We start from the raw sequence: 25352 nt of genomic DNA, 5'->3' as shown, positions 1-25352 counted from the left end.
CGGCGAACGCCGCCCGCCCGCGGTGAAACGGGAAAGGCCCCGGTCCAGTGGACCGGGGCCTTCTCACGTGCGCCGGGTCAGACCGAGCGGAACGCGACGACGGCGTTGTGTCCGCCGAAGCCGAACGAGTTGCTGATCGCGAGCTGCGGGCCGTCGCCGAGCGGCTGGGCCGAGCCCGAGACCTTCAGCGGGATCGCCGGGTCCTGCTCGGTGAGGTTGATCGTCGGCGGGGCGACGCGGTCGCGCATCGCGAAGATCGTGAACACGGCCTCCAGTGCGCCGGTTCCGCCGAGCAGGTGACCAGTGGACGCCTTCGTGGCCGACACCGGGATGCTGTGCACCCGGTCGCCGAACACCTCGCGCAGCGCGACGTACTCGGCCGGGTCGCCCACGGGCGTGCTGGTCGCGTGCGCGTTGATGTGGGTGACCTCGTCGGGCGAGGCGCCGGCCTGCTCCAGGGCGAGCCGCACGGCACGGCTCGCACCGCGGCCCTCGGGGTCGTTGGCGGTGATGTGGTACGAGTCGGCGGTGACGCCGCCACCGACGACCTCCGCGTAGATGCGTGCGCCGCGGGCGAGCGCGTGCTCCTCGGTCTCGAGCACCAGGGCGCCGGCGCCCTCGCCCATGACGAAGCCGTCGCGGTCGACGCTGTAGGGGCGGGAGGCCGTGGCGGGGGAGTCGTTGCGGCGCGAGAGCGCCTGCATCGACGAGAAGGAGGCGATCGTGATCGGGTGGATGGCGGACTCGCTGCCGCCGGCGATCACGATGTCGGCGAGGCCGGCCTGCAGGTGCTCGTACGCGTTCACGAGCGACTCGGTGCTGGAGGCGCAGGCGGAGGCGACCGTGCGGGCGAACGCGCGGGCCTCGAAGTGCATGGAGATCGCGGCCGACGCGGCGTTGGGCATCAGCATCGGCACGGTCATGGGGAGGACGCGGCGGGGGCCGCGCTCGCGCAGGGTGTCCCACGCGTCGAGCAGGGTCCACACGCCGCCGATGCCGGTGGCGTAGTCCACGCCCAGACGCTCGGGGACGACCTCGGGCGCGCCTGCATCGGCCCAGGCCTCCATCGCGGAGACGAGGGCGAGCTGGCTCGACGGGTCGAGGCGCTTGGCGACAGGACGCTCGAGCACGGTGTCCGGGCGCACCTTGGCCTCGGCGGCGAAGGTGACGGGCAGCTCGTACTTCTCGACCCACTCGTGTTCGAGGGTGCGGGCTCCGGACTCACCGGCGAGCAGGCCCTGCCAGCTCTCCGGGGCGGTGCCGCCGAGCGGGGAGGTAGCGCCCACGCCGGTGACGACGATCTTCTTGGTCATTACGACAACTCTCCGTTGTTCGGTACGTCGGACTCGCGCGGGCGCACGAGAACTCGCGCGGGCGGCGGCCGGAGGGCGCGCCGCCCGCGCGGAGGACGATTCTTGCGGGGCCTAGGCGTCCTGCGCCTTGACGATGAACTCGACCGCGTCGCCGACCGTCTTGAGGTTCTTGACCTCCTCGTCGGGGATCTTGACGTCGAACTTGTCCTCGGCGTTGACCACGATGGTCATCATCGAGATGGAGTCGATGTCGAGGTCGTCCGTGAACGACTTGTCCAGCTCGACGGTGTCGGTCGCGATGCCGGTCTCGTCGTTGATGAGCTCGGCCAGGCCGGCAAGAACTTCTTCGGTGGACAATGCCATGGTGTTATCTCCTTGAGGGGTGTCGTTTTGACCGTTGATCAGTCTAGGGCAGGGCCTACGGCAGTACGACGACCTGCGCGCCGAAGACCAGACCGGCACCGAAGCCGATCTGCAGCGCGAGACCGCCGGACAGCTCCGGGTGCTCCTGGAGGAGCCGGTGCGTGGCGAGGGGGATGGAGGCGGCGGACGTGTTGCCCGTCGTCTCGATGTCACGGGCGATCGCGACCGTCTCGGGCAGCTTGAGCTGCTTGGCGAACTCGTCCACGATCCGCATGTTCGCCTGGTGCGGGATGAACGCGGCGAGCTGGTCGGGGGTCACGCCGGCGGCGTCGAGCGCCTCCTTGGCCACCTTCGCCATCTCCCACACGGCCCAGCGGAAGACCGTCTGGCCCTCCTGGCGTAGGGTCGGCCACGGCTTCTCGCCGTCGCGGAACTCGGTGAGCGTGTTGTCCATCCCGACCGCGTCGGCCTTCGAGCCGTCGGAGCCCCAGATCGTCTTCGAGATGCCGGGGTACTCGCTCGGGCCCACCACGACCGCGCCCGCGCCGTCGCCCAGGAGGAACGAGATGGTGCGGTCGGTCGGGTCGACGACGTCGGAGAGCTTCTCGGCACCCACGACGAGGGCGTAGTGCGCGACGCCGGTGCGGATGAGGGCGTCGGCCTGGGCGATGCCGTAGGCGTAGCCGGCGCAGGCGGCGTTCATGTCGTACGCGGCGGCGGGGTTGGCGCCGACGCGGTCGGCGAGCACGGCGGCCAGCGAGGGCGTCTGGCGCGGGTTGGAGATCGTGGCGACGATGACCGCGTCGATCAGCTTCGGGTCGACGCCCGACTTCGCGATGGCCTCCTTCGACGCCTCGGTCGCGAGGTCGACCGCGCCGATGTCATGGCTGGCGCGGGTGCGCGTGATGATGCCGGTCCGCTGGCGGATCCACTCGTCCGACGAGTTGATCGGGCCGACGAGATCGTCGTTGGGCACCACGCGGTCGCCGCGGGCCGCGCCGATCGAGAGGATGCGAGTGTACTGCGGGCCGTGGGACTGCTGCAGAGTGGGGTGGGTCATCCGGGTCCTCCTAGGCGGCCTGGTCGATGAGGTCGAACGCGGCGGGCAGGTCGTCGGGCGTCTTGATGGCGACGCTCGGCACGCCCTTGAGGCCGCGCTTCGCGAGCCCGACGAGGGCGCCGGCCGGGGCGACCTCGATGATGCCGGTCACGCCGGCCTCCTGGAACGACTGCATGGTGAGGTCCCAGCGGACGGGCGAGGAGACCTGGCCCACCAGCAGGCGGAGGAATTCGGCGCCGTCGGTGACGCGGGAGCCGTCCTTGTTCGTCCAGAGCGGCAGCGTGGGGTCCTGCGTGGACAGGGTGGAGGCGAACTGCTCCAGCACGGGCACGGCCGGGGCCATGTACCGCGTGTGGAATGCACCGGCGACCTGGAGCGGGATGACGCGGGCACGGGCCGGCGGGTTCTCGCTCAGGGCCGCGAGCGCGTCGAGGGCGCCCGCGACGACGATCTGGCCGCCGCCGTTGTAGTTGGCGGGGGAGAGGCCGAGGGTCTCGAGCTGCGCGAGCAGCTCTGCCTCATCGGCTCCGATCACGGCGCTCATCCCCGTCGGGGTCTCGGCGGCCGCGCGGGCCATGGCAGCACCGCGCTCACGGACGAACGCCACGGCGTCCGTCTCGCTCAGGACGCCCGCGCCGGCGGCAGCCGTCAGCTCGCCGACCGAGTGCCCGGCGATCCCGCCGACCTTCTCGCGGCGGCCGTCGGCCAGGAGCGCCGACAGCGTCAGCAGTCCGGCCGAGACGATGAGCGGCTGCGCCACCGCGGTGTCGCGGATGGTGTCCACGTCGCTCACCGTGCCGTGCGCGACGAGGTCGATGCCGACCGCGTCGGAGATGCCGGTCAGCTGGTCGCGGAAGGCCGTCTCCGTCAACCAGGGGTCGAGGAAGCCGGGGGTCTGGGAGCCCTGGCCCGGGCACACGATCACAATCACTTGACTAAGTCTGCCAATCTTCCGCCGTGCGGATGTGTCGAATGGATACGAAGTATCGAACGAAGCTCTGTGGAAGTCTACAAAGACTCAGGTGCGACGCGACGCTTCCGGCTCGTTGATCGAGCCGACGATGAGCGCGGCCTGCAGGATGAGCGCCTCGCGGGCTCCCGTCGCATCCCAGCCGATGACGTCCGAGACGCGCTTCAGGCGGTAGCGGACGGTGTTCGGGTGGACGAACAGCTCGCGAGCCGTCGCCTCCAGGGAGCGCCCGTTGTCGAGGTAGCACCACAGCGTGGTGAGCAGCTCGGTCGAGTGCGCCTGGAGCGGCCGGTAGATGCGGCTGATCAGGGTCGTGCGCGCGAGACCGTCGCCCGCGAGGGCGCGCTCAGGCAGGAGGTCGTCGGCGTGCACGGGGCGGGGGCAGTTGCGCCACGCCTTCGCCACGGCGAACCCGGCCAGGGCGGCCTTCGCGCTTTTGGACGCGTCCACGAGGCTCGCCACCTCGTGACCGAGCACCAGATGACCGGCGCCGAACTCGGGCTCCAGCTGCTGGGCGATCTCGAGGAAGCTGACGGCCGGCGTCGCGCCGATCGCGTCCTCGGGAACGCTGTCGCTCGGCCAGGCGCGGCCGATCACCAGGACGAGCCGGTTGCCTTGCACGCCGATGAGCACGTCCGCCGACATGTGCCGGGCGGTGCGCCGCAGCTGGTCGACGTCGAGCATGCGGGGCGCGGTGCCGACGAGCACGCTGACCTCGCCGTGACCGTGCCAGCCGAGCGCGGCGATCCGGCTCGGCAGCTCGTCGTCGTACTCGCCGGTGAGGATGCTGTCGACCACGAGGGCCTCCAGGCGCGCGTCCCACAGCCCGCGGGCCTCGGCGGCGCGCGCGTAGACATCGGCCGCGGCGAACGCGATCTCGCGCGAGTAGAGCAGGATCGCCTCCCGCAGCGCCTCCCCGCCGCCGACCTTCACGCGCTCCTCGACCACCTCGACGGTGATCTTGATGAGCTGGAGAGTCTGCTGGAGGCTGACGCTCCGGAGCAGCTCACGAGGAGCCGCCCCGAAGACGTCGGCCGCGATCCAGGGCGTCGAGCGCGGGTCGTCGAACCACGAGATGAACGACGAGATGCCCGCCTGCGCGACCAGCCCGACCGCGCTGCGGCGGCCGGGCGGCATGTCGCGGTACCAGGGGAGCGTGTCCTCGAGCCGCTTGAGCGTGGTCGTGGCGAGCTCGCCCGAGATCTTGCGCAGCCACGCAAGGGTCTCGGCCTTGGTCCTCTCGACTGAACTCGGCACGGGAGTCGTCAGGACTCGCCGCCCGCGGAGCCGGTGGTGCCGGCGTTCACGTCGTGCAGCAGGTACTTCTCGATCGCCCAGGCCGGCGCGTTCGGGTCCACCTGGCCCCGGGCTGCGAGCAGCTCGAGGGTGCGGACGACGAGCGACGGACCGTCGATCTTGAAGAACCGGCGGGCGGCCGCGCGGGTGTCCGAGAAGCCGAAGCCGTCGGCGCCGAGCGTGGCGTACTCACCGGGCACGAACTGACGGATCTGGTCCGGCACCGCGTGCATGTAGTCGGTGACCGCGACGAACGGGCCGTCGGAGCCCTCGAGCTTGCGGGTGACGTACGGCACCTGCTTCTCCTGCTGCGGGTAGAGGAAGTTGTGCTCCTCCGCCGCCAGGCCGTCGCGGCGCAGCTCGCCCCACGAGGTGACGCTCCACACGTCGGCCGACACTCCCCAGTCCTGCGCGAGCAGGTGCTGGGCCTCGAGCGCCCACGGCACCGAGACGCCGGAGGCGAGCAGCTGGGCCTTGGGCCCGGCCACGTCGGACGCGCTGAGCTTGTGGATGCCGCGGACGATGCCGTCCACATCCACGCCCTCGGGCTCGGCCGGCTGCACGATCGGCTCGTTGTAGACCGTCAGGTAGTACATGACGTTCGGGTCGGGGTGGTTGCCGCCGTACATGCGCTCGAGGCCGGCGCGCACGATGTGCCCGATCTCGTAGCCGTAGGCCGGGTCGTACGACAGGACCGCGGGGTTCGTCGACGAGAGCAGCAGCGAGTGGCCGTCGGCGTGTTGCAGGCCCTCACCCGTGAGGGTGGTGCGGCCGGCGGTCGCGCCGATCATGAAGCCGCGCGCCATCTGGTCGCCTGCCGCCCAGATCGCGTCGCCGGTGCGCTGGAACCCGAACATCGAGTAGAAGACGTAGACCGGGATGAGCGGCTCGCCCTGCGTCGCGTACGAGGTGCCGACGTTGGTGAACGCCGCGAGGGCGCCCGCCTCGTTGATGCCGACGTGGATGATCTGGCCCTGCGGGCTCTCCTTGTAGGCCAGGAGCAGCTCGCGGTCGACCGACGTGTAGTGCTGGCCGTTCGGGTTGTAGATCTTCGCGTTCGGGAAGAACGCGTCCATGCCGAAGGTGCGCGCCTCGTCCGGGATGATCGGGACGATGCGGTGTCCGAAGTCCTTCGCACGCAGCAGGTCCTTCAGCAGGCGGACGAACGCCATGGTGGTGGCGATCTCCTGCGTGCCGGAGCCCTTCTTGGCGATCGCGTACGCGGAGTCGTCCGGGAGGTTGAGCTGCGTGTACTTGGCGCGGCGCTCCGGCAGGTAGCCGCCGAGCGCGCGACGGCGGTCGTGCAGGTACTGGATGGCCTCGTCCTGCGGTCCCGGGTTGTAGTACGGGGGCAGGTACGGGTTCTCCTCGAGCTGCGCGTCCGTCACCGGGATGCGCATCGCGTCGCGGAACGTCTTGAGGTTGTCCAGCGTCATCTTCTTCATCTGGTGGGTCGCGTTGCGGCCCTCGAAGCTCGGACCGAGGCCGTAGCCCTTGATGGTCTTCGCGATGATGACGGTGGGCTGGCCCTTGTGCTCGACGGCCGCCTTGAAGGCCGCGTAGACCTTGCGGTAGTCGTGGCCGCCGCGCTTGAGGCCCCACACCTGGTCGTCGGTGTAGTCCTCGACGAGCTTCAGGGTGCGCGGGTCGCGACCGAAGAAGTTCTCCCGCACGTAGGCGCCGTTCTCGGTCTTGTAGGTCTGGTAGTCGCCGTCCGGCGTCTGGTTCATCAGGTTGACGAGCGCGCCGTCGGCGTCGCGGGCGAGCAGGTCGTCCCACTCGCGGCCCCAGATGACCTTGATGACGTTCCAGCCCGCACCGCGGAAGTAGCTCTCGAGCTCCTGGATGATCTTGCCGTTGCCGCGCACCGGGCCGTCGAGGCGCTGGAGGTTGGCGTTGATGACGAAGGTCAGGTTGTCGAGCTTCTCGTTCGCCGCGACCTGCAGCTGACCGCGCGACTCGACCTCGTCCATCTCGCCGTCGCCGAGGAACGCCCAGACGTGCTGGTCGGAGGCGTCCTTGATGCCGCGGTTGGTGACGTACTTGTTGAGCTGCGCCTGGTAGATCGCGTTGATCGGGCCGAGACCCATCGACACCGTCGGGAACTGCCAGAACTCCGGCATGAGGCGCGGGTGCGGGTACGACGACAGGCCGCCGCCGGCGTGCGACTTCTCCTGGCGGAATCCGTCGAGCTGGTCGGCGCTGAGTCGGCCCTCGAGGAACGCGCGGGCGTAGGTGCCGGGGGAGGCGTGGCCCTGGATGAAGATCTGGTCTCCGCCGCCGGGGTGGTCCTGGCCGCGGAAGAAGTGGTTGAACCCGACCTCGTAGAGGGCCGCGCTCGACGCGTAGGTCGAGATGTGGCCGCCGACGGCGATGCCGGGGCGCTGCGCGCGGTGCACGAGGATGGCCGCGTTCCAGCGGATCCACGCACGGTAGCGGCGCTCGATCTCCTCGTCGCCGGGGAACTCCGGCTCGTTCTCGGGAGAGATGGTGTTGATGTAGTCCGTGGTGGGGACCATCGGAACACCGAGGTGCAGTTCTTTGGAGCGCTTGAGCAGGCTCAGCATGATCTCACGAGCGCGCTCGTGGCCGTGAGCCGCAACCAGTGCGTCGAGGGATTCCTGCCATTCGGCGGTCTCCTCCGGGTCCGAGTCGATGTTGTTCACCGAGTACGGGTCCTGGTCGTTTACAGTCACCCTCGACCTCTTTCTTGTGTCGGATGGATCGTGGACGGCTCGCACCGCTGTCGGTTCACGACAAACGAGCGGGCACCATCGTTCAGCCTAGCCTCACTCCGCCCCTCCCCGTGACCGCGTCCTTGGCACTCGGAGCGGACGGGTCTAGGCTGTCTCCTCGTGCGCCGGCGCGAGGCTCTGCCGCTGCGAGAGCGACGCAGGCGATGAAAGGACGACACACACCTCATGGCTCTGGAGAACGACACCCAGGCTCCCGACTTCGAGCTCCTCAACCAGCACGGACAGCCCGTGCGGCTCTCCGACTTCCGCGGCCGCAAGGCGGTCGCGCTGGTCTTCTTCCCGCTCGCGTTCTCCGGCACCTGCACCGGCGAGCTCTGCGCCCTGCGCGACAACCTCGCCCTCTTCGACGACCACCGCGTCGAGCTGCTCGGCATCTCGGTCGACTCCAAGTTCACGCTGCGCGCGTGGGCCGAGCAGGAGGGCTACGACTTCAGCCTCCTCGCCGACTTCTGGCCGCACGGCGAGATCGCCAAGGAGTACGGCGTGTTCCTGGCTGAGAAGGGCTTCGCGAACCGCGCGACCTTCCTCATCGACGAGTCCGGCATCATCCGCGCCTCCTTCATCACCGCCCCCGGCGAGGCCCGCTCGATCGAGGCCTACCGCGCCGCACTGGAGCTGCTGCCCGTCCACGTCGGCTGACGCCGCCGCCGGCCGCCTCCCGCTAGGCTGGACCGGCACCAGGGCCTTTAGCTCAGCTGGTAGAGCGCCACGTTTACACCGTGGATGTCGTCGGTTCGATCCCGGCAGGGCCCACCGATTCCACCTCCCGACATTTGTGCCGAATGTCGAGAATGCGCCGGGTTTTCCCGACATTCGGCACGAATGTCAGGTCATCCGGCCGTCAGCATCCAGCTCGATCGTCACATCGATGCCGATCCGCGCGAGGAACGACTCGTCGTGGCTGACGACGAGCAGGGCGCCCCGGTAGGCGTCGAGCGCCTCCGCGAGCTGCTCGACGCTGGCGATGTCGAGGTTGTTCGTCGGCTCGTCGAGCACGAGGAGCTGTGCGGGCGGGTCGGCCAACAGCACGCGGGCCAGAGCGACGCGGAACCGCTCACCACCCGACAGCGTGCGTACGGGACGATCCGGGGCACCGCCGCGCAGCAGCAGGCGCGCCAACTGGTTGCGGATGTCGCCGACGGTCGAACGTGGAGCGACGGCGCGCACGTTGTCGATGGCGCTCGCGTCGTCGTCCACGTTGTCGAGCCGTTGCGGGAGGTAGCCGACGCGATCCGTGAGGAGTTCGGCCTCCACTCGTGCGGACGCCGAAGGCTTGTGGCCGAGCATTCGTTCGATCAGGGTCGTCTTGCCCGAGCCGTTCGGCCCCACGAGCGCGACGCGCTCGGGTCCCTGCACGACGACGTTCCTGTCAGCGTCACGGAACTCGGCGATCCGGCGACCGCGCGGCACGTCCGGGTCCGGGAGGACGAGGTGAATGTGCTCGTCGTCGCGCACGCGGGCGTCCGCCGCGTCCACGGCCGCCTGAGCACTCTGGACCTTCTCGTCATGGGTCCCGCGCAGTGCACCCGCCGACGCCTGCGCCTTGCTCGCACGTGCGCCCGCCAGGATCTTCGGGATGCCGCCGTCGCGTTGCGTCTTGGCGCCGGTGCGTTCCCGGCGGGCGAGTTTCACCTCGGCCTCCGCACGCTGCCGCTTCTCGACCTTCAGCGCCTGCTGCGCGGACCGTGCGGCCTGCAGAGCAGCCGCCTGCTCGCCCTCCCGATGCGCCTTCCACGCGCTGTACGGGCCGCCGAACGACTGCAGCCGACCGGAGTGCAGCTCGACGGTGGTGTCCATCCGCTCCAGCAGCTCGAGGTCGTGGCTGACGACGACCACGGTGCCGGGCCACTCGTCCACGAGCTCGCCGAGCAGCGCACGAGTGGGGCGATCGAGGTTGTTCGTGGGTTCGTCGAGGAGGGTGATCGGAGCACGCGCCAGTCGGAGCCCGGTCAGAGCGATCAGCATCGTCTGCCCTCCCGAGAGTTCCGCGACCCGCCGGTCCAGGTCGGCGGCGGAGAACCCGATGCGGTGCAGGGCTTCATCCGCGCGCGATTCGATGTCCCAGTCGTCGCCGATGGTGTCGAAATTCACGGGATCGGGATCGCCTCCCTCGACGGCGGCGATCGCTGCGAGGATGCGGTCGATGCCGAGCAGGCCGGCGACGGTCGTGTCGCTGCTCAGGGTCAGGGTCTGCGGAAGGTAGCCGACCTCGCCTGCGATATCGATGCGACCGGTGGTGGGAGTGACGAGACCGGCGATCAGACGGAGCAGCGTCGACTTTCCTGCGCCGTTGCGGCCGACCAGGCCGGTGCGACCGGGTGTGAACGTTCCGGTCACGCCCGAGAGCGCAACGACGCCGTCCGGCCAGTCGAGGGCGACGTCGTGCAGGGTGATGGAGGGTTTCATGGACATGGAGGAATCTCTCTGCGCTGCCCGCGGGCGTGCGGCGGGCGAAAGGATCGAGGATGCGTACGACGACGGGAGGGACGCACAGCACGCTGACGCGGGACGACGGGGCGCACAGGATGAGACGGTCGACGCCGGAACAGGCGGACGCGATCTCGGTGTGCCGGCCCGGGGAGGGGCGGTCACCGACGCGGGAGCAGCCCTCCCGCGGGTGGAAGCCACCGGCGTACCGGTGGCTACAGTCTGTCGACCTCGATCTCCATCCCTCCAGCGTAACAGGCGGCCCTCGCTAGACTCGCGGCATGCCCGAGGGAGCGTACCGCTGGTTCGTCTACGCCGAGTTCGTTCTCGCCGCCGTCACGTTCGTGGCGCTCTGCTTCATCGTCGCGCCGTACGGCGGGCGGCACGGCCGCACCGGCTGGGGACCGACGGTTCCGGCACGGGTCGGCTGGGTCGTCATGGAGGCGCCCGCGTCGATCCTGTTCCTCGTCTTCTACCTGCTGGGGGCGCACCGCGGCGAGCTCGTGCCGCTGCTCTTCCTGCTGCTCTGGCAGGCGCACTACGTGCAGCGCGCGTTCATCTACCCGCTGCTGATGCGGTCGGGCTCGAGGATGCCGGTCGCGGTGATGCTGCTCGCCATCCTGTTCAACCTGCTCAACGCGTGGGTGAACGCGCGTTGGATCTCCGAGTACGGGTCCTATCCCGTCGCGTGGCTGGCGGACCCGCGGTTCTGGATCGGCGTTGTGCTGTTCGCGGTCGGGTACCTGCTGAACGTCTCCTCCGACCGCATCCTCCGGAGGCTGCGCGGCGACGGGTCGAGCGGCTACCGCATCCCGCACGGCGGCGGCTTCCGCCTCGTGTCGAGCCCGAACTACCTGGGCGAGATCGTGGAGTGGACGGGCTGGGCGGTCGCCACCTGGTCGCTGGCGGGAGCCTCCTTCGCCCTGTACACGATCGCGAACCTCGCGCCGCGGGCGATGGCGAACCACCGCTGGTACCGCGACACCTTCCCGGACTATCCGGCCGACCGCCGCGCTCTGCTGCCGTACGTGCTCTGACGGGTCCGGATGACGGTGGCCGCCCGTAAGGTGGCCGCGTGCCGGAGAACGTCGAGCAGTGGTGGGCGCGCCGCCAGTGGTCCAAGGGGACCGCCGTGCCCTACGCCGTCGGCCGCTACCGGCCCGACTGGGAGCGCTATCCCACGCTCGTGCGCCAGTACCATCCCGACCTCAACCACGGCATCGTGCTGACGCAGGTGCCACCCGGGGCGGACGTCTATCTGCTGTGGGAGTGCGACTCCGGGCACCAGTTCATCGCGACGCCGGCGGAGCAGCGGGCACGGCCGGGCGGAACCCGGCGGCGGTCCGCCTGGTGCCCGTTCTGCTCGGAGGCCGCGGCTCCCCGGCGCGTGCGGCCGGCCGCCGACCCGGAGGCGCGCCCCCACCTCTGCGGGCATCCGCGGGATCCGCGCCGGCTGGAGCACGACCCGGACGACGACCGCTGCTGGCTCTGCCGCCGCCTCGATCGCACGAGCATGACCCGCGAGCAGCTCGTCGCCCTCGCCGCCCCGGGCTCGCGCGTCGCGGTGTCGAACGAGAACAGCTCGACGGCGACTCACTCCTGGCAATGCGCGAAGGGGCATCCCGCGTTCCGCGCGAGCATCGAGCGCATCATCGACGGCCGCCGCTGCCCGGTGTGCCGGCACGCGAAGGAGGGCGCGGGGCAGCTGCCGGTGGGCACCGCCTTCCACAGCCGGTTCGCCCCGACCCCGGCCTCCGCCGCCGAGCCCGAACTGAAGCAGCGGCTCGCCGAGCGCCTCGACGTCGATCTGAGCCGCAACGCGGTGCGGGTGGCGCGCCCGTTCCACTCGCATCTGGAGGTCTGGCCCGACATCCTCATCCCGGAGCTGCAGGTGGCGATCGAGTACGACACCACCGGCCGGCACGGTCTGGAGCACGTCGGGCCCCGGGAGGCGTCCGACCGTACCAAGGACCGCCTGCTCCGCGCCGCGGGCTGGGAGGTCGTGCGCGTGCGCTGCGGAAAGCTTCGGCCGCTCGGGCCGTACGACATCGTCGCCGGGGGAGTCTCGGCGACGATCGTCGACCGCATCCTGGACAGGCTCGGCGAGATCCGCGGCGAGCTGCTCGTCGCCGCCTACCGGCGCTGAAACTCCGCCCTCGTGCACGGGCGCCCCGCTGGCTACCCTGGGAGGCGAACCGGACGGACGAAGGAGATCCCGATGTCATCGACGCTCAACCCCTACCTCAACTTCCGCGGCCAGGCCCGGGAGGCGATGGACTTCTACGCCTCGGTGTTCGGCGGCGAGGTCACCCGCAGCACGTTCGCCGAGTTCCAGGTCAGCCAGGAGCCCTCCGAAGCCGAGTGGATCATGCACTCGCAGATCACGACCACGGCCGGCTTCACGCTGATGGCCGCCGATGTGCCGTCCCACATGGACCTCAAGCCGGGCTCCACGATCTCGATCTCGCTCAGCGGCGACGACGAGGCGGAGCTGACCGGCTACTACGACAAGCTCGTCGACGGCGGCACCGTCCTCGAGCCCCTCTCGAAGGCGCCGTGGGGCGACAGCTTCGGGATGGCGATCGACAAGTTCGGCACGCAGTGGCTCGTGAACATCGCGGGAGCAGCCCCCGCGCAGAGCTGAGCGAGACCGCATCGTGACCTCCGCCTCCGCAGCGGGCCCGGTCGTCGTGGGCGTGCACTCCGGGCAGCATCGCGTCGTCGTCCAGGAGGCGGCGGCCCTCGCCGCCGAGCTGGGGCGCGCGCTGCTCTGCGCGACGGTCGCCGCCGACAGTTATCTCGAGGAATGGGATCCCGCCGACGGCCGCGACCAGGGCTCACTGCATCCGGCCGGGATGGATTCCGACGATCACGCGATCGCGCTGGCGCTGGCCGGGTCGGTCGGCGACGCGCTCGGCCCGGATGCGCCCGAATGGACCCTCCGGGTGCTCGCCGGCGACCCCCGGCACGCGCTGGCCCGCCTGGCGACCGAGGTGGATGCGCGGCTCATCGTGGTCGGAGCGCATCCACACGGCTTCGGTCGCGCCGTCGAGGGGCTGCTGTCGGGATCGGTGGCGACGCGGCTGGCGCACGACCAGCAGCGGCCCGTCGTCGTGATCCCCGTCCCCGCGGGCTCCGGCGGAGACCTCCTGGGCTGACCCGGACTTCCGCCGCATCCGATGCCGGGCATTCCCGCGAGCACCGGGCCGGGGCTATGGTCGAGCCGACCCGACCGGGAGGTGGTCGCAATGTGCCGTTGGCTCGCGTACTCCGGAGAACCCCTCAAGCCCTCCGTCCTCATCCTGGACGCACAGCATTCGCTGGTCGCCCAGTCCCTCAACTCGCCGCTCGGAGCGGAGACCGTGAACGGCGACGGGTTCGGCTTCGGGTGGTACCCGGAAGGCTCCGTCGCCGGGAGCGTGCCCGCCCTGTTCCACAGCATCGAGCCCGCCTGGCACGACGAGAACCTGCGGGAGCTGACCGACTCGATCGCCAGCCCGATCTTCTTCGGGCACGTGCGCGCCGCCGCGGGGCCGCCCATCCAGCGCACGAACTGCCACCCGTTCCGCCACGGGAACTGGATGTTCATGCACAACGGGTTCCTCGGCGGCTTCGAGGCGATGAAGCGCGACCTGACCTTCGCGGTCGACCCGTCCCTCTACACCGAGATCCGGGGGACAACCGACTCCGAGGTGCTGTTCTACCTCGCCCTCACGCTCGGTCTGGAGGAGGACCCGATCGGTGCGATGGGACGCGCCGTGCGGCAGATCGAGAAGGTCGGCGAGGAGAAGGGGGTCGCGTTCCCGATGCAGGGGACGATCGCCCTCTCCGACGGGGCGACCCTCTGGGCCTTCCGCTACTCGACGGCGCACCGCACCCGCACGCTCTTCCACTCGGCCGCCATCCCCGAGCTGCGCCAGATGTACCCGGATGCGGATCGGCTGCACCTGTTCGGAGACCACGCGAAGGTCATCGTCTCGGAACCGCTGAACGACCTGCCCGGCGCATTCGTGGAGGTGCCGGAGTCGACCGTCGCCATCCTGGACGACTCCGGCTACCGCCACGAACACTTCCTCGACGACGGCGAGTGAGCGCGGGGGCGCGGTGCGCGACTCAGGCGTCGCCGAGCACGCGCCGCACGAACGCGTCGACCCGCTCGCGGAGGGTCTCGATGCGCTGCCGGCGCGCCGCCTCCACATCGAAGCCGATGTAGGCGGTCGCCGGGCGCTTGCGCGCGTTCACCGAGCATTCGAAGGCCGAGCACACGAGCGTGCCGACGGTGTTTCCGTCGCGCCCGGCCTTGCCCGCGCGCTTCGCGATGAAGAAGACGACCTCGTTGGGGAGGTGGACGTCTTCGCACCACGAGCACTGCGGGCGCGAGCGGACGGAGCCCTCGGCGCGGCGCAGCAGCACGCCGACGGGCTCGCCGTCGATCTCGGCGACGACGTAGCCGACGTTCGGGAGCTTGCGGTCGCGCCAGCCGAGGAAATCGATGTCGTCCCAGGCGACCGCGTCGAGGTCGGGGAGGGCGAGCTCTTTGCGCTCGCGGACGGATGCGTTGACGAAGGACGCGCGGATGCGCGCGTCGGAGATGGGATGCATGGGTAGGCCTATCGTGTCGAGAATTCTGTCCTGAAAACGGGTGCGCGGAACGGCGCACCCGGGGTCACCGAGTGGGGGACAGGGTTATCTCACGCCGGCGCTGAGAGCGCCGACGACCTCCAGACGCCCGATGGGCCGAAGGGGAGGAGTGGAAGACACGACCGCAAGTCTACGCCCCGAGCCTGGCCGCTGTCGGCGGCCGGGAGGAGGATGACCGGCACCAGAACGATCGACCAGAACGATCGAGAGAAGGGACTCACCAGAATGTCCGCGCTCCCCACACCTGTCGACCCGCCCGCCCTCGTCCGCAGCTCGGCCTTCGCCCAGGGGATGATCGCCCCCGCCGGACCCACCCTCTACGTCGGCGGCCAGAACGGCATCGACGGCGACGGCGTCCTCCGCGACGGCCTCGGCCCGCAGACGGAGCAGGCACTCCGCAACGTGCTCACCGTGCTCGACGCCGCCGGCTCCGGCCCGGAGTACGTCGTGAAGCTCACCATCCACCTCGACCCGTCGATCGACCCGACCGACGCGTACGCGGCCACCCGGACGGTCTGGGGCGACCACCGCACGGCCGTGACCGTGCTCGCCGTCGCCCCCGCGAATCCCGGCGCCCTCGTCGAGATCGACGCGGTGGCCGTGCTGCGCGGCTGAACGAGCGGCCGGTCGGCGGTCTACGCCCGTGAGCTGAGGGAGGGCGCGGTGACGCGCCCGGAACGGCACAGCAGGAGGGCACCGACCGCGCCGATAAGCCCGAGCACCGCCAGGACGCCGTCCAAGCCGAGGCACATGATGAGGAAGGGCGGGGTCGCGGCGAGCAGCACCGCGACCTGGACGCGCCAGGTCGCGGGGCGACGGGTGCGCGACGGATCCGCTTGCGGTGCCCGCTCGAAGCGCGCCAGCACCAGCGAGAGCGCCGCGACGAGCACGAGGGCGGCGGCGAGGACCAACGGCCGCGTCTCCCACCACGCGGCGCTGCCGGGCGCAGGCAGGGGCAACGGCAGCAGCAGGCAGATCCCCGTCACCGCGATGATGCAGGTCAGGTGCCAGAGGTAGACGGTCATGAGCCGGCTGCCGACCGCGAACGTCAGGGCGCGCGCCGCTCGCGTGCGCATCAGGGCGGTGAGCGCCGGATGGAGCAGGGCGAGCACGCACAGCTGCGCGATCCCGAGCAGCCCGAGCGCGAACAGTGGCGGGTACTGATTGGTCAGCATGTCGGGGGAGTAGAGGCCGGTGGCGACGCCCGCTCCGAGGAGTGCGAGGGCGGCGGCCGCGATTCCGACGAGCACGCCGCGGGAGGCCCGCAGCACCACGCCGTCGGCGTACAGGAAGCCGAGCTGCTGGACGAACACCCACACGAAGAGCACGTTCACCAGCCCGATGGCCTCGACCCCCGTCGCCACGCGCAGGGCGTCGACGAGCATGGCACTGGCGGCGAGGGCCACGAGCGTCCGCAGCGGCGCACGCTCGTGCAGCCGCGCCATCAGCGGCACGCACCACTGGCAGAGCAGGTACGCCGCGAGAAACCAGAGCGGCGTGCCGACCCCCTGAGCGACCCCGGCGACCAGCGACGCGGGCGCTCCGGCGGCCAGGGCGCCGATGATGACGACCGAGAAGAACGCGAAGACCGGCACCGTCGGGCGCATCAGGCGGACGAGGCGGCTGCGCACGTAGTCCGACCCGGTGGCGCCCCGGCGCTGGGAGGACCGCCACGCGGTCAACGAGGCGAAGCCGCCGAGCACGAAGAACAGCGGCATCACCTGCCCGAACCACGTGGCGAGGGGGAACCAGCTCTGCTCGGTCACCGGCTTGCTGATCGTCAGTGCGCCTGAGGCATCCACGCCGACACCCACCATGAGCAGGTGCGCCACGACCACCATCAGCACGCAGAATACGCGCACCCCGTCGACGGCGAGGTCGCGGCCGGCCAGGTCGGGGGCGGCGGGACGGGAACGGCGGGGACGGGTCGATGCGGCGGTTCTGATCACGGCGGCCTCCAGGTTCAGGGTCGTTCGCGTCAGCCTATGAGGCGGTCCGGAACCCCTGGCACCGTGCTGCCACGGAACCGCGCACCGTGTTCCGCGCACGGTGCGATGCCGGTTCGGCGTAAGGTCGGCGGGTGGACGAAGACGACAGCAGAGCGCGCGACGTCGCGCCGGAGCACCGCTGGCCCGCCGTGATCGCGACGCTCCTCGCGCTCGCCTCCTATGCCTTCCTGCCGAGCGTGGTGCCCGCGCTCGAGCGGTACCTGGTCGTCGGGGTGTGCCTGCTGATGCTGGTGGCGCTGGTCGTCTACAACCCGCATCGGCTGTCCCGCGAGTCGCGGTGGTCGCGCTGGCTGGAGTTCGCGCTGGCGCTGCTCATCCTGGTGGCGAACCAGGTGGCGTTCGTCGAGACCGTCATCCGCCTCCTGAACAAGAGCGGCAACGGCTCGGAGATCCTGCTCGCCTCCGTGCAGGTCTGGGTGACGAACGTCATCGCGTTCGCCCTCGTCTTCTGGGTCATGGACCGCGGCGGCCCGGTCTCCCGCGTGACCCGGGCGCGCCACGCCCTGCCGCTGGCGGACTTCCGGTTCCCGCAGGACGAGGACCGCGACACGGTGGAGGAGGTGTCTCGCGGGTCGAGCCAGAGCCTCGACTGGGTGCCCAATTACATCGACTACTTCTACAGCTCACTGTCGAACTCGATGGCTTTCAGCGCGACGGATGCGATGCCGCTCTCGCACCGGGCGAAGCTGCTGATGGCGCTGGAGTCGTTCTCGGGCTTCGTGCTGCTCGCCCTGGTGATCGCGCGGGCCGTCTCGCTCATCGGCTGAGCGGGGCGACGCGCGCGACCGCGGGGTTCAGTCGCCGAGGCCGTGCGCGAGCATGCTCTCGCCGGCGGCCGCCACGGCCTCCTGCCAGGTGCGCGGGCGGAAGCCCAGGAGGCGGCGCGCCTTCTCGCTCGAGACCTTCTTGCGGTAGCCCAGCTCGGCGGCCATCGGACGCATCCCCGCGTTGGCCTCGGCCGCCGCGCGGACCGCGTCGGAGGGGAGGAGCGCCGTCGGCACCTTCGGGGCGCGGTCGCCGAGCGCGGAGCGCAGTTCGGCTCCGACGTCGGCGAGGGGGACCGCATCCTCCTGGCTGGTGAGCAGGAAGCGCTCACCAGCTGCGTCGTCCGCCGTGAGGGCGGCGATGTGGGCGGCGGCGACGTCCCGCACATCCACGAACGGCACCGCGAAGTCGGGGTAGCCCGGCAGCTCGCCGGTCAGCACGCGGTGGACCAGGTGGTTGGCGCCCGAGAGCCCGTCGCCGAGGAGCGGGCCGACGACCGCGACCGGCAGCATCGTCACCAGCTCGGTGCTCCCGCCTTCCGCGGCGATGAACTCCCAGGCCGCGCGCTCGGCGAGCACCTTGCTGCGGCCGTAGGCGTCCATTCCCGGGCCGTCGAGCACCGACCAGTCGTCCTCGGTGAAGGCGCGGTCGAGCGGGGGGTGGCCGAAGCCGACGGCGTGGAACGCCGAGGTCACGACGACGCGCGACACTCCCGCATCCCGGGCCGCCCGGAGGGCGCGGAGGGTCCCCTCCCGTGCGGGAGCGATGACCTCCTCCTCGTCCTCGACCGGGCCGAGGTGCACGGGCGACGCGACGTGGAGCACGCCGTCGACGCCGCTCATCGCATCCGCCCATCCCGCGTCGGCGAGCAGATCGGCCGCCACGAACTCGAGGGCGTCGTCGCGGGTCAGGCCGGCGTCGCGGAGCACCCTCCTCACCTCGGGCTCGCGGTCGAGTGAGCGGAGGGTCGCCCGGACGGACGCGCCCGCGTCGAGGAGCTGCAGGATGATGTGACCGGCGATGAAGCCGGAGCCGCCGGTGACGAGGACGCGCTGGGTCGACATGGTGTTTCCCTTCGTGGAGTGCTGACCGTCCGATCGTCGTCCTCCGCCCGCACACGAGCCAGTGCTCCCGTGACACTGGTACCGGCAGGAACAGGCACAGCGGGACGCGCGGTGGGTAGCGTGGGCGCATGGACGGCGAGCAGAACCTGTTGGGGGAGTTCCTCCGTGCGCGGCGCGAGCTGGTCTCGCCCGAGACGGTGGGCATCCCGGTGCACGGCACCCGGCGTGTGGCGGGGCTGCGGCGGGAGGAGGTCGCGATGCTCGCCGGCATCAGCGCCGAGTACTACCTGCGGCTCGAGCAGGGACGCGATCGCAACCCGTCGGGTCAGGTGCTCCGGTCGGTCGCGCGCGTGCTGCAGCTCGACGAGGAGGCCACCGCGCACCTCCTGGGTCTCGTCCGGGCCGACGAGCGGCCGCGTCGTCCGCGGCGGCCGCGCGCCGAGACGCTGCCGACGGGCATCGCCTCCCTGGTGCCGCAGCTGCCGTTCCCCGCGTTCGTGGAGGGGCGGTACCTCGACGTGCTGGCCGCGAACGCGCTCGCCACGGCGCTCTCGCCGCGGCTCGTCGCGGGCCGCAACCGGATGCGCGACGTCTTCCTCGACCCGGCCGAGCAGGCGTTGTTCCCCGATTGGGAGGCGGCGTCGGCGGTTCTGATCGCCGGGTTCCGCCGCTCGGTCGGAGCGGACGCCGACGACGCGCGCGTGGTCGAGCTGGTCGGCGAGCTGTCGATCGCCAGCCCGACGTTCCGTCGGCTGTGGAGCCGCCACGACGTCCGCGAGCGGCAGGGCGGCACGCTGACGTTCGAGCATCCCGTCGTCGGTGCTCTCAGCGTGCACCGCGAGAAGCTGCAGGTGACGGGGACCGACGGCCTGGTGCTCGTGCTGTACCACCCTGCCACTGCGGAGGCGGCGGAGAAGCTCGCCTTGCTCGGGTCCCTGCAGGCGGGAGCCGCGGAGGCGGCCGACCCGGCCTCCACTGTCGAGCGGGAGGGCCGGGCCCGGTGACCGCGTACGTCGCGCTGCTCCGCGGGATCAACGTCGGCGGGCGCAATGCCGTCGACATGACGGAGCTGGCCGCACTCGTCGAGGAGCTCGGGAACGCGGACGTGAGTACCCACTCGGCGAGTGGGAACGTGCTGTTCACCGCGCCGTCCACCCCACCGGAACGACTGGAGGAGGCGCTGGAGACCGGGCTCGCGGAACGCTTCGGCTTCGCCATCCCCACGCTCGTCCGGTCGCACGACGAACTCGCCGCGACGGTCGCCGCGGCTCCGCGCGATCACGGCTCCGCCGAACTCCGGAGCGAGGTGTTCTTCCTCAAGCGGCCGCTGACAGCCGAGGAGGTCCTCGCCCAGCTTCCGGAGCTGAGGGAGGGCGTGGATGCCGTCGCCCCCGGACCGGGCGCCCTCTACTTCTCGCGGGTCGCCGCCCTCGCCACGAGGACGCGCATCACCCGGTTGATGGCGATGCCGGTGTTCCAGTCGATGACCGTCCGGTCGTGGAAGACCACGACCCGCCTCCTCCAGAAGCTGGACGGGCAGGAGGAGCCGGGCGCGGACGGACGGCTATCGTGAGGGGAACGGACGGCTGGGAGGCCTCATGCGGGAGATCGTCGATTTCGTGAACGTGTCCACGGCGGGGCTGGAGTCCAGCCCGGTGGCGGAGGCGCTGGCGGGGCTGCGCGCCAACGAGGCGCGCTACTACAAGAACAAGTACGACCACGACTTCGCGGTCGGCCCGGCCGAGGAGGAGACGGAGGCGGTCGAGCGGCTGACCCGCGTGCTCGCCGAGGAGCGCGACATCCACATCGCCTCCCGGCCGCTGCAGGCGACGACGTTCGAGGTCGACGGGCTGCGGATGGACTACGTGTTCTACGAGTCCGGCCTCGCGATCAACGTGATGTACGCGCTCGACCCGGCGGGCAAGCGCGCGGTCGGGTTCAAGCTCTCGCAGGGCATGGAGGTGCCGGCCGAGCTCGCCGAGCGTTTCAAGTTCGCCCGGCAGAAGTCGAAGCTCGCCGGGGAGATCCGCGGCTCGTTCTTCGTCATCAAGGGCGAGTACTGACCGGATCGCGTCAGCGGGATGCGGCGACCCGGGTATCGAGCCAGTCCAGCATCCGCTGCGCCGTCACGGTGCGGGCGAGCGGCTCGCAGTGGCCGTCGGCTCCTTCCGCCGCGGTGAAGCGGGAGAGGGTCGAGACCCCCGCGGTCCACTGCGCCAGCTGCTCCGACTGACCGGGCCAGAACTGCTCGCCCTCCGGGTCGGTGATGAACAGGGGCGTGGTGATCTGCCGGGCCTGCTCCTCGGTGACGCGGTACGTGCGCACGGCCTCGATGGTCTCGGCGTAGCCTTTCGTCCCGTAGGGCCGGGCGCGGAACTGCCAGGTGCGGGCGGTGTCGCCGGCGAACGTCAGCCCCAGCGCCATCTCCTTGTCGAACTTCTCGGTCTCGCCGTCGTCGAGCGCCTTCAGCAGCGGTTTCGGGAGGTGGCCCGTCCAGGACGTCGACACGTCGACGACGCCCGGGTCGGCGATCGCCGCCGCGAATCGGTGCTCGAAGACGAGGGCGCGCGTCACCCAGTAGCCGGCCTGGCTGATGCCGTAGAGGGCGATCCGCGACGGGTCGACGCCCTGCTGGCGTGCGACGAAGTCGTAGACGGGGGTGAGCACGTTCTCCCAGTCCGAGCGGAAGAAGGTGTTGCGCTCGAACAGCTGCGACTGCTGGCCCGGCCCGTCGAAGACCAGCACGTTCCAGCCCCGCTTCAGTGCCGGTGACACGCAGGTCGCCCAGAGGGTGGCGAGCGATCCGTCGCTCCCGTTGACGGCGACCAGCGTGGCGCCGGTCGGCTGCGCATCCTGCGACGGCCGGAAGAGGTAGCCGGGCAGCGAGCCTAGACCGAACGGGATGTCGACGCGCTCCACTCGCGTCGACGAGTGGGACACGAACGATTCCCACGCCGCACGCTGCTTGCGGAAGGTGGCGACGAGGTCGTCGGAGTCCGGCAGGCCGCTGAGCGCGTTGACCGCGACGCCGAAGTAGGTGGAGGCGCGGAGGGAGGCCTCGGCGGCGCTGACGCGGTGACCGGCCTGCGCCGCCTCCTCGGCCACGGCTGCCGTCCGGGTCGCGAGGTCGTTCCACGCGGCGAACCACGCTTCGTGGTGGCCTTTGCGAATGCCGGCGGTCGCAGCGAGCACCTCGCCGGGCTCGGTGCTGCCTTCCGCGGCCAGCCCGAGGGCGGTGCGGATCTCGAAGTCGTGGTCGGGGTCGGGGGAGAAGGGGGCGATGGAGTGCTTCACGGGGGTCCTTCCAGGTCGGGGCGTCGGATTGAGTCGGTTGGAGTCGGCGGTCAGGCGCTGCGGACGGCGTCGGTCCGGACGAGTTCGGCGTCGGTGGTGTCGGTCTCGCGGTTGGTCGCGACGGCGTGCCAGATCACGAAGGCGAGGCCGATCAGGTTGATGACGATGTCGGAGATCAGGAGCAGGCCGGTGTTGTTGGCGGCGTAGTCGTGGTTGACGATCATCTGGTAAACGTGGCCGCCGGCAGCGCCGAGCCCGAAGATGACTGTCGCCAGCACGATGGCGGCCTTGCCGATGAAGGGGGCCTTCCGTCGGCCGAGGATGAACGCCATCACGCCGACGCCGAGGCTGCTGACGGCGAGCTCCCACTGGAAGGGGCTCTGCGCCCAGCCGATCGTCTTCGCGGCGTAGTCGCCGAACACGGAGTGCATGACGAAGTTGACGGTCTGCGCGACGCCGACGGCCCAGATCACGAAGGAGTTCAGGGACGTGCCGCTGATGAACTCGGCGCTGCGGGGGCCGCGGTGCGCGAGCACACGGATCAGGGCCACGATGAGGCCGACGACGAAGAGGGTGGTCATGTAGTTGCCGATGAGTCCGGCGATGATGTGCGCGATCATGGGAGTCCTTCCGGGACGGGGAGCGGGATGATGCATCCAGTCTTCCCAGCGCGCCGTCGAGGCCGACTGTACGAAGTGCACAGTCCTGCGCCTAGTCCCCGCTGCGGCGTGCGGCCTCCACCAGTTCGTGCCGGGAGGCGGTGCCCGTCTTCGCGTAGATCCGCGAGAGGTGGAACGAGACGGTCGACCGGGTGATGAACAGCTCCTTCGCGACTTGCGTGTAGCTGAGGCCCTCCAGGATCAGGGCCGCGACCTCCCGCTCGCGCTCGCTCAGGTCGGCGAAGAGCGAGGGTGCGGACGCCGCCTCCCGTTCCGTGCCCGCGTCGTGTCCGGCGCCGCTGGGAAGCCGGTCTGCCAGGAGGTCGGCCCCCATCTCACGCAACGCCATGTCCGCCGCGCGGCGGGACTCCCGGCCGCTGGAGTCCTCCGCAGTGCGGACGGCGACGTCGAATCGCAGGAGCGCGTCGATCGCGGGAAGCGACGGGATGCCGCGCGCGGCGACCTCCAGCAGCCGCGCGGTACCGGTGGGCGACTCGTCGACGCGCGCCTCCAGCCAATCGGCGACGACACCGGACCACGGCGGCGGATCCACGGTGCGCAGGAGGTGTGCCCAGCCGGGTGCGTCCCCCGGCCGACCGGCCCATCCCGCCCCGATCGCCTGAGCGACGTACCAGAGGTGGGGGACCTGCTCGTCGGCCCAATCCGCGGGATCGCCGAGGTCGTGGATGCGGCCTTCGAGCCAGGCGGCCCGCTGGGCGTCCGTCCCCGCGAAGGCGAGCGCGAGCACGTCGACGATGTCCCCGGCGTGCACGGCGGCCGGCTGCGGGCCCGCGACGCGGATGCGCCGGGCCTCCGCGAGTGCTGCGCCGACCCGCTCGGGATCACCCGCGACGACCCCGGCCAACGGCTCGATCGCCGCGGTCAGCGGCGCCGCGTGGCGCAGCCTCCCGGCGCGCGAGAGATCGATCATCATCGCGGCGCGGGGCCATTGCCCGTTGACGAAGTGGGCGAACCCCTGCAGCGCATGGAACACACCGTCGCCGAAGTCCATCAGCCCGTCCCCGAAGCGGGAGGTGACGAGACCGAGGTCCCCGATCGCCTGCTCCGGCATCCCGGTCAGCGACATCACCGCGCCACGCCACGCGAGCCTGACCGTCCCGAGGGGGGTGGAGGCCAGCTGCGCCCGGTCGACGGAGAGGAGCGAGGGGATGGACATGCGCTCGTCGACCGGAGCCGCGCGCTGCGCCGCCTGCCCGTGGGCGAGACCGAAGTATCCCTGCACGGCCGGGTCGGTGACGGGGCCCTCCTTCGCCGCGTCGAGATCGTGGAGCGCGCGCTGCGGCGACCGCCCCGCCGCGACCGTCGACCAGGCGCGCAGCACCCGGGCGCGGTACGCCGTCAGCGGGTCGACGGCGGCGAGCTCCTCCTCCGTCAGGGTCTCGAGCACGTCGCTCGAGGCGACGAAGCGCTTCTCGGCGGCGAGCGTCGCGCCGATGAGGAACCGGGCCCGGGGCTCGAGGCTCACGTCGTCCTGCCGCACGCTGACGTCCTCCAGATCGAGGGCGAGGATCGACTCGAAGTCGGCCGCGAACGTGTCCGTCTCGGCATCCTCGGGTCCGGCGGCCATGCGGGCGGCGTACCGGCGGAATCGCGCGGCCTCGCGGTACCGCAGGCGCTCGTGGAGTGCGTCGGCGAACATCCGCAGGTCGGCCGCGAGTCCGTCATCGGATCCGCGGGCGGCCGCGACCCGATGCCGCAGGCGGTCGCCGGGCGACGGGACGCGTGCCGCTGCGGCGGCGTGCATCCGCTCGCGCGTGGCGGGCGGGATGTTGTCGTAGACCGCGGCCCGCACCACACCGTGGAAGATGCGGGCCCGTGGCGTCGGGCCGGTGCGATCGGTGACCACCAGCCGCTCGCGCGTCAGGAGGTCGAGGGCCGGCCCGATGTCGGGCACGTCGGCGACCGCGCTGAGGACGAACGGCTCCGCCCCGTCGCCGCCGAGCACCGCGATCGCGCTGAGCGCGGCCACCGCGTCGGGATCGAGCCGGGCGAGCCGCTCGCCCATCGTGGCGATGAGGTCGCTCGACGCCGGGAGCTCGTTCCGCTCCGCGAGCACCGCGAGCTCGGCCGCGTCATGCTCGTGTAGCAGGGAGCGCAGGAACAGCGGGCTGCCACCGGTGTGCGCGCGGAGGGCCCGGGCCAGCCCCGGACCCGCGTCGGGTGCGGCCTCCCGGATCAGCTCCAGGGTCGCGTCGTCGTCGAGCCCGTCGACCACGACGCCGACGACGGACGGGATGTCCGCGAGCCGCGAGCGCCAGCGCGCGTGGCGTGCACCGTCGGGGCGGTGGGCGGCGACCAGGAGCACGCGGTCGCCGGCCATGCGCTCCATGAGGACGCCGACGGCGTCGAGCGACTCGGGGTCGGCCCAGTGCAGGTCGTCCAGCACGACGACGAGGGGAGAGTCCCCGGCGAGCGCATCGAGGTGGGCGCCGAGGGCCCGGGAGGCACTCAGCGCGTTCGACGGCAGGCCCGCAGTCTCGACGCCGAGCTGTTCGAGCAGACCGAGCGGGTCGCTCTGCGTGTCCTCGTACGCGGTCGCCCGCACCACGGCTCCGGCGGGGACCCGCTGGGCGACCGTGCGGGCGAGCTGGGTCTTGCCGAAGCCGGCCTGCCCTTCGATGTCGAGAACGGTCGGGATGCCCGCTGTCGCGCGCGCGACCGCGTCGTCGACCGTCGCCTCGATCCCCGCCGACCAGTGCACGCGTGCCCTCCGC

24 protein-coding genes and 1 tRNA gene are annotated in these 25352 nt (G+C 71.2%); 12 read left to right on the top strand and 13 right to left on the bottom strand.

All coding sequences use genetic code 11. The features are described 5' to 3' along the window. Positions 1-77 precede the first annotated feature (77 nt). From HNR14_RS18465 to aceE, 6 genes are all read right to left on the bottom strand, one after another. Entirely contained in the window at positions 78-1313 is a 1236-nt protein-coding gene (locus tag HNR14_RS18465) for a beta-ketoacyl-[acyl-carrier-protein] synthase family protein (RefSeq protein WP_179702155.1), read from the bottom strand. A gap of 111 nt (positions 1314-1424) precedes the next feature. Beyond that, positions 1425-1676 carry an acyl carrier protein gene (locus tag HNR14_RS18460; protein WP_021765217.1) on the bottom strand — a complete coding sequence of 84 codons (252 nt, stop codon included), beginning with the start codon at positions 1674-1676 and terminating at the stop codon, positions 1425-1427. Positions 1677-1731: 55 nt separating this feature from the next. Next, on the bottom strand, positions 1732-2736 hold the full coding sequence (locus tag HNR14_RS18455; protein WP_179702154.1) for a beta-ketoacyl-ACP synthase III: 1005 nt from the start codon (positions 2734-2736) through the stop codon (positions 1732-1734). Between the two features lie 10 nt (positions 2737-2746). Then, a complete protein-coding gene (locus HNR14_RS18450; RefSeq protein ID WP_179702153.1) occupies positions 2747-3667 on the bottom strand; it encodes an acyltransferase domain-containing protein in 921 nt (306 codons plus the stop codon). 87 nt (positions 3668-3754) lie between these two features. Next, on the bottom strand, positions 3755-4963 hold the full coding sequence (locus HNR14_RS18445) for a helix-turn-helix domain-containing protein (RefSeq protein WP_179702152.1): 1209 nt from the start codon (positions 4961-4963) through the stop codon (positions 3755-3757). A gap of 8 nt (positions 4964-4971) precedes the next feature. After that, the gene (gene aceE, locus HNR14_RS18440; protein WP_179702151.1) at positions 4972-7698 is read right to left on the bottom strand and encodes a pyruvate dehydrogenase (acetyl-transferring), homodimeric type; all 2727 of its coding nucleotides are present in this window, start codon (positions 7696-7698) and stop codon (positions 4972-4974) included. Positions 7699-7923: 225 nt separating this feature from the next. Here aceE and HNR14_RS18435 point away from each other — a divergent pair, with 225 nt between their 5' ends. Continuing rightward, on the top strand, positions 7924-8397 hold the full coding sequence (locus HNR14_RS18435) for a peroxiredoxin (protein WP_021763792.1): 474 nt from the start codon (positions 7924-7926) through the stop codon (positions 8395-8397). A 41-nt stretch (positions 8398-8438) separates the two neighbouring features. Beyond that, positions 8439-8511, top strand: a tRNA-Val gene (locus tag HNR14_RS18430). Positions 8512-8583: 72 nt separating this feature from the next. Here the strand turns inward: HNR14_RS18430 and HNR14_RS18425 are convergent. Continuing rightward, positions 8584-10170: an ABC-F family ATP-binding cassette domain-containing protein gene (locus HNR14_RS18425; protein WP_179702150.1), complete on the bottom strand. Its 1587-nt coding sequence runs from the start codon at positions 10168-10170 to the stop codon at positions 8584-8586. Positions 10171-10466: 296 nt separating this feature from the next. Between HNR14_RS18425 and HNR14_RS18420 the strand changes: the two genes are divergently transcribed. From HNR14_RS18420 to HNR14_RS18400, 5 genes are all read left to right on the top strand, one after another. Further along, positions 10467-11222: a DUF1295 domain-containing protein gene (locus HNR14_RS18420; RefSeq protein ID WP_179702149.1), complete on the top strand. Its 756-nt coding sequence runs from the start codon at positions 10467-10469 to the stop codon at positions 11220-11222. Positions 11223-11260: 38 nt separating this feature from the next. Beyond that, a complete protein-coding gene (locus tag HNR14_RS18415) occupies positions 11261-12331 on the top strand; it encodes a zinc-ribbon domain-containing protein (protein WP_179702148.1) in 1071 nt (356 codons plus the stop codon). A 72-nt stretch (positions 12332-12403) separates the two neighbouring features. Then, positions 12404-12829 (top strand): VOC family protein, encoded by a 426-nt coding sequence (locus HNR14_RS18410; RefSeq protein ID WP_021761359.1) that lies wholly within the window; start codon positions 12404-12406, stop codon positions 12827-12829. Positions 12830-12842: 13 nt separating this feature from the next. Beyond that, the gene (locus tag HNR14_RS18405) at positions 12843-13343 is read left to right on the top strand and encodes a universal stress protein (RefSeq protein ID WP_179702147.1); all 501 of its coding nucleotides are present in this window, start codon (positions 12843-12845) and stop codon (positions 13341-13343) included. Between the two features lie 90 nt (positions 13344-13433). Continuing rightward, positions 13434-14276 carry a class II glutamine amidotransferase gene (locus HNR14_RS18400; RefSeq protein WP_179702146.1) on the top strand — a complete coding sequence of 281 codons (843 nt, stop codon included), beginning with the start codon at positions 13434-13436 and terminating at the stop codon, positions 14274-14276. A gap of 22 nt (positions 14277-14298) precedes the next feature. Here the strand turns inward: HNR14_RS18400 and HNR14_RS18395 are convergent, their stop codons facing one another. Then, positions 14299-14787 carry an FBP domain-containing protein gene (locus HNR14_RS18395; protein WP_179702145.1) on the bottom strand — a complete coding sequence of 163 codons (489 nt, stop codon included), beginning with the start codon at positions 14785-14787 and terminating at the stop codon, positions 14299-14301. Positions 14788-14997: 210 nt separating this feature from the next. On the opposite strand from HNR14_RS18395, the gene HNR14_RS18390 reads away from it, so the two are divergent. After that, positions 14998-15441 carry a RidA family protein gene (locus tag HNR14_RS18390; protein WP_246311598.1) on the top strand — a complete coding sequence of 148 codons (444 nt, stop codon included), beginning with the start codon at positions 14998-15000 and terminating at the stop codon, positions 15439-15441. Positions 15442-15461: 20 nt separating this feature from the next. Here HNR14_RS18390 and HNR14_RS18385 read toward each other — a convergent pair whose 3' ends face one another. Next, on the bottom strand, positions 15462-16775 hold the full coding sequence (locus HNR14_RS18385) for an acyltransferase family protein (RefSeq protein WP_343064535.1): 1314 nt from the start codon (positions 16773-16775) through the stop codon (positions 15462-15464). Between the two features lie 131 nt (positions 16776-16906). Between HNR14_RS18385 and HNR14_RS18380 the strand changes: the two genes are divergently transcribed. Continuing rightward, positions 16907-17602, top strand: a complete 696-nt coding sequence (locus HNR14_RS18380; RefSeq protein ID WP_021761345.1) for a hypothetical protein — start codon at positions 16907-16909, stop codon at positions 17600-17602. A gap of 27 nt (positions 17603-17629) precedes the next feature. Here the strand turns inward: HNR14_RS18380 and HNR14_RS18375 are convergent, their stop codons facing one another. Then, positions 17630-18664: an NAD-dependent epimerase/dehydratase family protein gene (locus HNR14_RS18375; RefSeq protein ID WP_179702144.1), complete on the bottom strand. Its 1035-nt coding sequence runs from the start codon at positions 18662-18664 to the stop codon at positions 17630-17632. 128 nt (positions 18665-18792) lie between these two features. Between HNR14_RS18375 and HNR14_RS18370 the strand changes: the two genes are divergently transcribed. The 3 genes from HNR14_RS18370 to HNR14_RS18360 are packed head-to-tail and all read left to right on the top strand — an operon-like array spanning position 18793 to position 20727. Continuing rightward, on the top strand, positions 18793-19668 hold the full coding sequence (locus HNR14_RS18370) for a helix-turn-helix domain-containing protein (RefSeq protein ID WP_179702143.1): 876 nt from the start codon (positions 18793-18795) through the stop codon (positions 19666-19668). Next, complete coding sequence (locus HNR14_RS18365; RefSeq protein WP_179702142.1) at positions 19665-20237, top strand: DUF1697 domain-containing protein; 573 nt, start codon at positions 19665-19667, stop codon at positions 20235-20237. Before HNR14_RS18370 ends, HNR14_RS18365 begins: the two co-directional genes overlap by 4 nt. A gap of 25 nt (positions 20238-20262) precedes the next feature. Beyond that, positions 20263-20727, top strand: coding sequence for a phage tail protein (locus HNR14_RS18360; RefSeq protein ID WP_179702141.1), 465 nt, complete (start codon positions 20263-20265; stop codon positions 20725-20727). Positions 20728-20737: 10 nt separating this feature from the next. Here HNR14_RS18360 and HNR14_RS21440 read toward each other — a convergent pair whose 3' ends face one another. The 3 genes from HNR14_RS21440 to HNR14_RS21435 form a co-directional block, all read right to left on the bottom strand. Then, the gene (locus HNR14_RS21440) at positions 20738-21958 is read right to left on the bottom strand and encodes a prolyl oligopeptidase family serine peptidase (protein WP_179702140.1); all 1221 of its coding nucleotides are present in this window, start codon (positions 21956-21958) and stop codon (positions 20738-20740) included. 50 nt (positions 21959-22008) lie between these two features. Further along, positions 22009-22578, bottom strand: a complete 570-nt coding sequence (locus tag HNR14_RS18350; protein WP_179702139.1) for a DUF6790 family protein — start codon at positions 22576-22578, stop codon at positions 22009-22011. A gap of 91 nt (positions 22579-22669) precedes the next feature. After that, entirely contained in the window at positions 22670-25339 is a 2670-nt protein-coding gene (locus HNR14_RS21435) for a LuxR C-terminal-related transcriptional regulator (protein ID WP_179702138.1), read from the bottom strand. Positions 25340-25352: the final 13 nt, after the last annotated feature.

Origin of the sequence: Leifsonia naganoensis, from assembly GCF_013410615.1 — a bacterium.
GTDB lineage: Bacteria > Actinomycetota > Actinomycetes > Actinomycetales > Microbacteriaceae > Leifsonia > Leifsonia aquatica.
This window is presented reverse-complemented; position numbering and strand designations above follow the sequence as displayed.

Bases quoted from the DNA above. Each gene is read 5' to 3' on its own strand.
- HNR14_RS18465 (WP_179702155.1), bottom strand. From the start codon at position 1,313: ATGACCAAGAAGATCGTCGTCACCGGCGTGGGCGCTACCTCCCCGCTC.
- HNR14_RS18460 (WP_021765217.1), bottom strand. From the start codon at position 1,676: ATGGCATTGTCCACCGAAGAAGTTCTTGCCGGCCTGGCCGAGCTCATC.
- HNR14_RS18455 (WP_179702154.1), bottom strand. From the start codon at position 2,736: ATGACCCACCCCACTCTGCAGCAGTCCCACGGCCCGCAGTACACTCGC.
- HNR14_RS18435 (WP_021763792.1), top strand. From the start codon at position 7,924: ATGGCTCTGGAGAACGACACCCAGGCTCCCGACTTCGAGCTCCTCAAC.
- HNR14_RS18425 (WP_179702150.1), bottom strand. From the start codon at position 10,170: ATGTCCATGAAACCCTCCATCACCCTGCACGACGTCGCCCTCGACTGG.
- HNR14_RS18420 (WP_179702149.1), top strand. From the start codon at position 10,467: ATGCCCGAGGGAGCGTACCGCTGGTTCGTCTACGCCGAGTTCGTTCTC.
- HNR14_RS18410 (WP_021761359.1), top strand. From the start codon at position 12,404: ATGTCATCGACGCTCAACCCCTACCTCAACTTCCGCGGCCAGGCCCGG.
- HNR14_RS18400 (WP_179702146.1), top strand. From the start codon at position 13,434: ATGTGCCGTTGGCTCGCGTACTCCGGAGAACCCCTCAAGCCCTCCGTC.
- HNR14_RS18395 (WP_179702145.1), bottom strand. From the start codon at position 14,787: ATGCATCCCATCTCCGACGCGCGCATCCGCGCGTCCTTCGTCAACGCA.
- HNR14_RS18390 (WP_246311598.1), top strand. From the start codon at position 14,998: ATGACCGGCACCAGAACGATCGACCAGAACGATCGAGAGAAGGGACTC.
- HNR14_RS18375 (WP_179702144.1), bottom strand. From the start codon at position 18,664: ATGTCGACCCAGCGCGTCCTCGTCACCGGCGGCTCCGGCTTCATCGCC.
- HNR14_RS18370 (WP_179702143.1), top strand. From the start codon at position 18,793: ATGGACGGCGAGCAGAACCTGTTGGGGGAGTTCCTCCGTGCGCGGCGC.
- HNR14_RS18360 (WP_179702141.1), top strand. From the start codon at position 20,263: ATGCGGGAGATCGTCGATTTCGTGAACGTGTCCACGGCGGGGCTGGAG.
- HNR14_RS18350 (WP_179702139.1), bottom strand. From the start codon at position 22,578: ATGATCGCGCACATCATCGCCGGACTCATCGGCAACTACATGACCACC.